A 6,786-nucleotide genomic window follows, 5' to 3' on the forward strand; every position below is an offset into this window, starting at 1 on the left:
CGTCCCTCACGGGGATATGTCGCTTTGAGCTGAGGCATTCGGAGCCGAGACTGGCGACAGCCACGAAGTGAGACTTTCACCTGCTGACCCAAAACCTTTAATAACCCTCTTACCGTAAATTCTTCTATGTCAAAGAAAGGGGAAGTGACGCTTCTTGCAGAGCTGGTCAAGATGACCCCCCATATTATTCTCCTCATTGTTGTCCTCTTAATTCTAACCAAATTCTACCTTGTCATCGCCAAAGAGGAAGAAACCCAGCCCCAGGTTGACCTGAAGCGGATTGTTGAAGAGATAGAAGGCCTTGAAAAAAGCCAAACCCTTGTTGTTCCAATCCTTGGAAAAGATTATGAGATTCAAAGAATTGAGAATGATCCAAGCAATCCGGAATGCAGAAGGCAGTGCCTTTGCGTCATTGAAGCCAAGAAAACCTGCAGAGTCGTTGAAACCCCAATCGCTCCCACCTCTCTCACCATCACCAGCCAGAAAACCCTGACACTCTCCTATGGCAATCAGGAAATTGAAATCTCTTCATAAAAAAGGGAATGCCCTGGAACTCGTCATACCGCCGATTTTCCAGATACTGCTTCCGATCCTCTTAGTCATGCTGCCATTGCTTGCATACACAAATTCCCTGTCAGACAACAAAACCTTTGAAAAGGAGTTTCTTGCAAATGACATTGCGCTCACCATCACTTCACTTGCATCGTTGAATGCTGACGCCGAGCTCAGCTACCTTCCAGAGCCTGGCTTCACAGCAATTATCCAGGAAAACAATGTACGGGTTGTCAGAGGGCGAGACCCTCTGGCATCAACAGCAGCCTTCTCTGCTCCCAGTCATATCCATGTTCTTCCTGCAGAGGTCTCCTTAAACGAGCCGGTCTTCTTTATCAAGCATGGGGATAGCATTGAGCTAACGAAAGAAAGAAAGGCTCTCTCAGGCCTTGCCTGCTCATTCGATCCAGCATACGAGCCAGAAGGAAAATCCATCCTTATTGACCCAGGCCATGGCGGCTCAGACCAAGGCTTTTCTGCAAATGGCATCATCGAGTCAGAAGCAGTTACTGCTCTGGCCCAGCTCATCCCTGGGGAAAAAACACGGGAAACGAACAGGGATCTAAGCCTTGAAGAGCGGCTCCAAAAAGCAGAGCATGCAGACACCACCCTCAGCCTGCATCTCGGGCAAGCATCCCCTTCATCCTCGCCTATCAAAGTCTTCTTTTCTACAGCATCCTCTCCTCAAACAAAAGACCTTGCCTGCAGGCTCGCATCCAGGCTCGAAGATGCTCTCCCAAACACAGGCGCAGCTATACTTCCGGTCATTCCCCAGGATTTGGATCCCAATGACCCCAAAAAAATACTCCTTGATGGAAAAACTGCAGTGCTCATAGAGCTCGGGAATGTAAACAATGCAGATTTTGTCAGTGAATTCAACCAGCAAAAAGGTGAGATTGCAAATGCGATGGTTTCAGGCCTCTCGTAAAGCCCTGCTTGGAGAAAACCTCGATATGGTGATCATCATACCTCTTATTGCTATCATTGTCTTTACTGTTGTCTCTGTTGCAAACGCTTCTCTTGCAAAAAGGCTCGATACAAACTACCTTGAAGAGCGCCTCCTTACAGAGCAGGTCATTGCCTCGCTTGCATATACCGATTCAACGGGTTACACCATGCCAAACTCTGTTGACCTTGGCCTCTTCCGGCAGGAACTCCTGCCAGCCCAACGCAGCTTCAGGCTTGCCTTGAAGCCAAATGACAGGCCTGAGGCGCAGATCTCCAGCCAGGATTTTGAGGATCAGTATCCCTTGCGCGGCCTTTCATTTATCCTCCTAACAAAAACAGTGTCTATCAGTGTGATAGACGGGTCTCAGGCCTATCCCGCTGCGCTCACCATTGAGCAGCTCATACCGAAACAGAGGGCATTCAATATACAGGAGGATCCTGATGAATAAAAAAGCATTTCCAAAATACTTGAACCTTCTCTTAAGCATAGTCCTGATCGCCTTCTTCTTTGTAGCGTTCTTTATGTGGTATTCCTATGACGCAAATCAGGAGGCAGATGCTGTGGCAGCCTCAATGGCTGGTATTCAGGGAGCCCAGCTGATGTCCAGCTATCTCCTCTCTTCCTATGAAGGAGTTCCGATGGATGAGCTCATCGCCTCTTTTTATCTCACGGAAGATGAAACCCAGCTCAGGCAAGCAACCCAGGCATTCTTCTCTTCTATCTACCAAAACCCCTCCTGGGCGCTCACTGTAGGGGATGAAGTTATCACCCAGGGCAATCCACAAGGCCAGGAACAGACACTCCAGATGCCTCTCCTCTCTCCAGCTCAAACTATCCCTGTAACACTCCAACTCCCATGAGCAAAAAAGGATTTTCCATGCCTGTAGTCCTTGCGGTAATTGTAGTTCCTGTTGTCCTGCTCAGCTTAGCCATCCAGATCAATGAAAAGCTTGGAACAGAGCAACAGACAAGAGTCATTGGAAGGCAAGCAGCCTCAATCCAGGAAGCAAGGCAAACACAGCTGCAGCTCCAGACCACTATCCCAATCGCATTGAAAAACGCAGCCTATCAGGCACATTTTGACATTGCAGAGCAGGGAGCAACATTCCAGTTTGGCGACTGCGGCCAGGCGAACGGAATCGCCTTGTGGAATTCTCCAGAAAGCTGGACAGGCCATTCCTGCATTCCAACACCTTCATCAATCAAAGATGCATATTCCAGATTCCTCAGAATCCGCCTTGGTGCATACCTTGCAGCTATCAATTTTCCGGAAGAAGGCTACTATTTCCTGATTCAGGATGGCGGAGTTGTAACTGCCATAGCCATCTCTTCGATGAGAACCCCAATCACTGCCGGAGGTGAAATCGGGCAGCTCGCGTTCAAGCCAAATGCCAGGACCAGCATCCCCTTCAATTTCAATATCTACGGGCACGCTGCAGACGACGCAAAACAGCTCCTCAGCAATGTCTTTGAATGCCAGTCAGAAGGCTTTCTTCCTTCAGCCTGCGTTGAAAGGGCAATGACCCTCGCTCAAACGCCATGGACGCTCACAGCAAGCGAAAACTCCATCTATTTCTTTGAAGTCAATACAGGCTACTCATTTCCAAAAGAGGCAAACGGTATAATCCAGAACGAGCCGGTGGTCATCAAGTTTAGCCTTGCCATTCCTGACCTGTTATCTGGCCAACAATCTTTCCGGCCGCCTCTCCAGCCATCGCCTGCAACAATCCGGTCCGCAACCTGAATGCCTCTCAATATCTACTCTGGAGCGAGCCCAGCATCCTTTCTGCGAGCTTCTTCGCGCTCATAACCACTGCTGACAGAGGGTAGGCCCCTTCGGGGGTGTCAGCAATCGCAGATATAACCACAAGCGAGCCCGATGCTGATTGGCTTGCTCCAGACATCTCAATATCTACTCCATAACATAAAACTTTATAAACAAACCAACTGACCATGGTGTATGATCAAGATTCCTTTCCAGGAGATTATTAACAAAATAAAGGAAGCCTCTGATCTTTCAGAAGAAGAGATCCACACAAGGATAGACGAAAAAACCAGGCAGCTTTCTGGGCTGATCAGCAAGGATGGCGCAGCCCATATCATTGCAAATGAGCTCGGCATCAGGGTCATCGACCAGGTCTCAGGAAAGCTCCAGATCAAGAATATCCTCTCTGGAATGAGGTCTGTCGAGACCGCAGGAAAAGTCCTGGAGAACTATGGGGTCAGGGAATTCAATTCTGCAGGAAGAGAAGGAAAGGTTGCATCCTTTCTCCTTGGAGACGAGTCAGGAACAATACGCGTTGTTTCCTGGGGGGCTACTGCAGATATTGCAGGTCAGCTTGCTCCGGGATCTATTGTCAAGATCGTCTCAGGCTATGTCCGCGACAACAGGGGATTTATCGAGGTTCATGTCAATGAGAAATCAAAGCTTATCGTCAATCCTGAGGGCATTGCTGTAGGAGACCTCAAGCCGGAGATTGCAAGAAAAAGCATCAAGGATTTGAAGGATGGAGACCGTGACATTGAGATCTTCGGGACCATTGTCCAGGTCTTTGAGCCGAAATTCTTCGAGGTCTGCCCCGAATGCGGATCCCGCGCAAGGCTCGAGGGCTCTGAGTATCGCTGCAGAAGCCACGGATCCGTCGTTCCTTCCTATTCCTATGTTACCACGATTGTGCTGGATGACGGCACCGAGACGATGAGGATTGCATGCTTCAGGAAAGAGGCAGAATCCCTTTTGGGAATTTCGCAGCAGGAGTTCCAGCAGATCAGGAAGGATCCGGGGGCGTTTGAGCCATGGAAGACTGAGCTGCTCGGCAACCAGATCATTGTGAAGGGAAGGTGCAACCACAACCAGATGTTTGACCGCCTGGAATTTGTTGCAAGCTTCCTCAACACCAGCCCAAATCCGCAGGAGGAGATTGCCCGTCTTGAAGCCAAATGATGGCCAGGACTCATGTTGCTTTTGGAATCCTTGTTGGATTGTTTTTTATAACTCCTTACTCTTTTTTTAATAAAATTGTTTTCATGGCATTCATTATCATTGGAAGCTTGCTTCCTGACATTGACACTCCCAAAAGCAAGCTAGGAAAGAAGATAAAGCCAATAGCCCATCTGTTTTCATTCCTCTTTGGTCACCGCGGCATTCTCCATTCCATTTGGCTCCCTGCTGCGTTATTGATCATTCATTATTATTTTTTTAGCAATACTATCCTGTTCGCTTTGGCAATTGGCTGCATTTCACATTTAGTCTTAGACTCCTTCACAATCCAAGGAATAAACTTCATCCACCCTTTCCAGAAGCTTCATGTCTCTGGGTTTGTGGAGACGGGAAAGATCTTTGAGTTGGCGGTATTCTTCATTATCATATCTATGATTATAGTAAAACTCCTATGAGCGGCAGCTTAGAACATCCAGGATAATCTTTCTCTAAAAAGAGGGAATCCTGCTACCATGCCAAGGAAGATAATGTTTGTCCAAGAAGAGCAAATCCTACTACCAAACCCACTCGACACCCCTAACCTCTTCAAATTCTCTAAATACAGCCCTCCTGCCCCTAAAAACCATTTCTCACTCCCCACTCGACACCCTCGGATGAGCTATTTAAACAACCCCGTCCTATGAGTAGCCTGTGTACCAAATTCCCATCCCTGGGATCAAGTAAGATCCATAATCAAGGGGATGTTGAAACAAAACGCGAAAGCAAGGAGGTTGGTAACATGGAAAACGAGGGAAATATCCCTGAAAGGAAATTCAGCACTGGAGCAATCAGTGCAACGGTCTGGAGAAACAACGGCAAGTCAAAGCAGGGAAGCAATTTTGAATTCCGCACCGTGAGCCTGCAGCGAAGATACGCTGACAAGAACGGCGAGTGGAAGACTGCAAACTCCTTCCGCCTGAATGACCTGCCAAAGGCAGCGCTTGTTCTGCAGAAAGCCTATGAGTATGTCGTGATGAAAGAACCCGACTTCATAGCCCCTGTGGAAGAGCTTGTTATTTAATTTTTTTTATCATCCATATACAGTACAATACAAAAACTAAAAAAGGTGAAGCTATTATGAAACAAAAACTCATTCAAATGGAGCAGCCTCAGGAAGAGATGCCGAAGGAAAAGACTTTGTATGATCTGCCAGGAGTAGGTCCGGCAACCGCAGAGAAGCTCGAGCAGGCAGGCTTTACGGATCTTATGTCTGTTGCAGTCGCAACACCCGGGGAATTGATGGATGCGGCAGGGCTCACAGAGGTAGGAGCGAAAAAGATCATTGTTGTCGCAAGAGCATCCCTGCAGATGGGGTTTGAGTCAGGGGCCGACCTGCTCAAGAGGAGAAGCAACGTTATCAAACTATCAAGTTCCAGCAAGGAGCTTGATAAGCTGATGGCAGGCGGCTTTGAGACAGGCTGCATTACAGAAGTCTACGGAGCCTATGGATCAAGCAAGACGCAGATCGCCCACCAGCTTGCAGTCAATGTCCAGCTCCCTAAAGATCAGGGCGGCGCAGAAGGCGAAGCAGTCTACATTGATACAGAAAACACCTTCAGGCCTGAGCGCATCACCCAGATGGCAAAAGGGATGGGCCTTGACCCAGAAAAAGTCCTTGAGAACATCAAGGTTGCCAGAGCCTTTAACTCTGACCACCAGATGATTCTGGCAGAGAAGGTGGAAGACCTTATAAAAAAAGGAGTGAACGTCAGGCTTGTTGTTGTTGACTCCATGACTGCCCACTTCCGCGCAGAGTTCATTGGCAGAGGCACCCTTGCTGAGCGCCAGCAGAAGATCAACAAGCATATGCACGTCCTCCAGAGGCTTGCAGACCGCTACAACTTCGTCGTCCTTGTGACCAATCAGGTCATGGCAAGGCCAGACATGTTCTTCGGTGATCCGACTGAGGCGATTGGAGGCCACATCGTAGGCCACAACTCCACATTCAGGATCTATCTGCGAAGGGGAAAGAAGGGCAGCAGGGTAGCCAAGCTCGTTGACGCCCCTAACCTTCCGGAAGGAGAGGCAGTCTTCCAGGTTCTCGAGGAGGGAATCAGGGATCTTTGATCCTCTTTTTTTCTAATTTTTATTTTTATATGTCCGCGCATCCTGCATCCTGCGCTGGACCCAGTATATGCCACGGCTCTGCGCATTTCAACATCGCAACCTGTCTTATCCCGAAACTATTTCCCTACGGTGAGTTACATTGGAGCATGAAACTCACCAGAGGGAAGCTTATGGAGACCATAAGGCGCAAGAATGATGGCTGGACAACCTATCAAGCGAGGAAAATAGCCCGTGTTAG

At 48.5% G+C, this 6,786-nt stretch carries 10 protein-coding genes; 9 read left to right on the top strand and 1 reads right to left on the bottom strand.

The window, feature by feature from the left end; translation table 11 throughout:
* Positions 1-126 precede the first annotated feature (126 nt).
* Genes VJB08_01555 through VJB08_01575 form a run of 5 tightly spaced genes read left to right on the top strand, consistent with a single transcriptional unit; the run spans position 127 to position 3,245 of the window.
* Positions 127-534 (top strand): hypothetical protein, encoded by a 408-nt coding sequence (locus VJB08_01555; GenBank protein ID HLD42652.1) that lies wholly within the window; start codon positions 127-129, stop codon positions 532-534.
* On the top strand, positions 503-1,480 hold the full coding sequence (locus VJB08_01560; protein HLD42653.1) for an N-acetylmuramoyl-L-alanine amidase: 978 nt from the start codon (positions 503-505) through the stop codon (positions 1,478-1,480). The genes VJB08_01555 and VJB08_01560 overlap by 32 nt, the downstream gene beginning before the upstream one ends.
* A gap of 25 nt (positions 1,481-1,505) precedes the next feature.
* Positions 1,506-1,949, top strand: coding sequence for a hypothetical protein (locus VJB08_01565; GenBank protein ID HLD42654.1), 444 nt, complete (start codon positions 1,506-1,508; stop codon positions 1,947-1,949).
* Positions 1,942-2,361 carry a hypothetical protein gene (locus VJB08_01570; protein HLD42655.1) on the top strand — a complete coding sequence of 140 codons (420 nt, stop codon included), beginning with the start codon at positions 1,942-1,944 and terminating at the stop codon, positions 2,359-2,361. Before VJB08_01565 ends, VJB08_01570 begins: the two co-directional genes overlap by 8 nt.
* A 17-nt stretch (positions 2,362-2,378) precedes the next feature.
* Entirely contained in the window at positions 2,379-3,245 is an 867-nt protein-coding gene (locus VJB08_01575; protein HLD42656.1) for a hypothetical protein, read from the top strand.
* 7 nt (positions 3,246-3,252) lie between these two features.
* On the opposite strand, the gene VJB08_01580 is transcribed toward VJB08_01575, so the two are convergent.
* Entirely contained in the window at positions 3,253-3,456 is a 204-nt protein-coding gene (locus tag VJB08_01580; GenBank protein ID HLD42657.1) for a hypothetical protein, read from the bottom strand.
* A gap of 5 nt (positions 3,457-3,461) precedes the next feature.
* Here VJB08_01580 and VJB08_01585 point away from each other — a divergent pair, with 5 nt between their 5' ends.
* The 4 genes from VJB08_01585 (at position 3,462) to radA (ending at position 6,548) form a co-directional block, all read left to right on the top strand.
* Entirely contained in the window at positions 3,462-4,445 is a 984-nt protein-coding gene (locus VJB08_01585; protein HLD42658.1) for a DUF2240 family protein, read from the top strand.
* The gene (locus VJB08_01590) at positions 4,445-4,897 is read left to right on the top strand and encodes a metal-dependent hydrolase (GenBank protein ID HLD42659.1); all 453 of its coding nucleotides are present in this window, start codon (positions 4,445-4,447) and stop codon (positions 4,895-4,897) included. Before VJB08_01585 ends, VJB08_01590 begins: the two co-directional genes overlap by 1 nt.
* A 323-nt stretch (positions 4,898-5,220) precedes the next feature.
* On the top strand, positions 5,221-5,502 hold the full coding sequence (locus VJB08_01595) for a hypothetical protein (GenBank protein ID HLD42660.1): 282 nt from the start codon (positions 5,221-5,223) through the stop codon (positions 5,500-5,502).
* 56 nt (positions 5,503-5,558) lie between these two features.
* Positions 5,559-6,548, top strand: a complete 990-nt coding sequence (gene radA, locus VJB08_01600) for a DNA repair and recombination protein RadA (GenBank protein HLD42661.1) — start codon at positions 5,559-5,561, stop codon at positions 6,546-6,548.
* The last annotated feature ends 238 nt before the right edge of the window (positions 6,549-6,786 follow it).

This window comes from Candidatus Nanoarchaeia archaeon (assembly GCA_035290625.1).
Taxonomy (GTDB): Archaea; Nanobdellota; Nanobdellia; order Woesearchaeales; family DATDTY01; genus DATDTY01.